The organism is Salinivibrio sp. MA427, assembly GCF_001996115.1.
In the GTDB taxonomy this organism is placed as follows: domain Bacteria; phylum Pseudomonadota; class Gammaproteobacteria; order Enterobacterales; family Vibrionaceae; genus Salinivibrio; species Salinivibrio costicola.
On the sequence record NZ_MUFH01000504.1, the window covers coordinates 1 to 1,061 of the forward strand.

Sequence of the window (1,061 nt, forward strand, 5' to 3'; positions counted from 1 at the left end):
CCGCCTTGCTCTAACACGGCCCCGATCATGCACAAAAAGCCAAGCGCCAGCATGAATAACGCCATGGCAAATTTGACCGGTGAGCTAGGCTCTTTAGAACCCAGACGCACCCACAATGATGCCGCTATAGGCGCACAGACAATGATGAAGAAAGGGTTGAGTGACTGGAACCAAGCCGCTGGGATTTCAAACCCACCCACCATGCGATCCGTGTACTCCTGGGTGTAAATATTCATCAACCCGCCAGCCTGTTCAAAGCCAGCCCAGAAAATGATCACGAACAAACCCATCAATAAGATGACTTTAAGACGATCGATTTCTTGCTTGGTCAATGGTGCATTGGTCTTAGAATGATTGGCATCTCGTGCTTGTTGTGCCGCGGGAACACGACCGATATTACCTAGCCAAGCGTTGGCCATGGTTAGCTGGATAATCAAGCTGATCACCATACCAATACCGGCAGCAAAAAAGCCATATTGCCAGCCGTAAGCGCTGCTCACTGTGCCCGCAACAAAGCCGGCTAATAATGAACCAATATTGATGCCCATATAAAAGATGGTAAACGCACCATCACGACGATGATCGCCTTCATGATAAAGGTCACCCACCATCGTCGAGATGTTGGGTTTAAATAGGCCAGAGCCCGCAATCAGTATGGCTAAGCCAGCATATAAAGTGTGTACCGTATCTAAGCCATATTGGTGAGCAGGGAAGGCCAGAGTAAATTGACCGATGGCCATTAAGGCACCACCTAGAATCACGGCTCGACGCTGACCGACAAAGTTATCGGCAAACCAACCGCCGATGAGTGGCGTGATATAAACGAGGCCGGTGTAATAGCCATACAGCTCTAGCGCGTCTTTGGTGGACCAGCCTAAACCGCCATTGATGGTTTGATCGGTGAGGTAAAGCACCAAAATCGCACGCATGGCGTAGTAGGAAAATCGCTCCCATAGTTCCGTGCCGAAGAGTAGAAAAAGTCCCCGAGGGTGACCAAGTATTGTTTTTTGGTTTTCCATAACTATCTAATTATTCGTGAGTTTTGTTGGGTCTGCATTTCT

At 48.8% G+C, this 1,061-nt stretch carries 1 protein-coding gene; it reads right to left on the reverse strand.

Annotated features, from left to right (window positions below; all coding sequences use genetic code 11):
* On the reverse strand, positions 1 to 1,019 hold a 1,019-nt coding region (locus BZG79_RS15935), incomplete at its 3' end, for a peptide MFS transporter (protein ID WP_077774899.1).
* Positions 1,020 to 1,061: the final 42 nt, after the last annotated feature.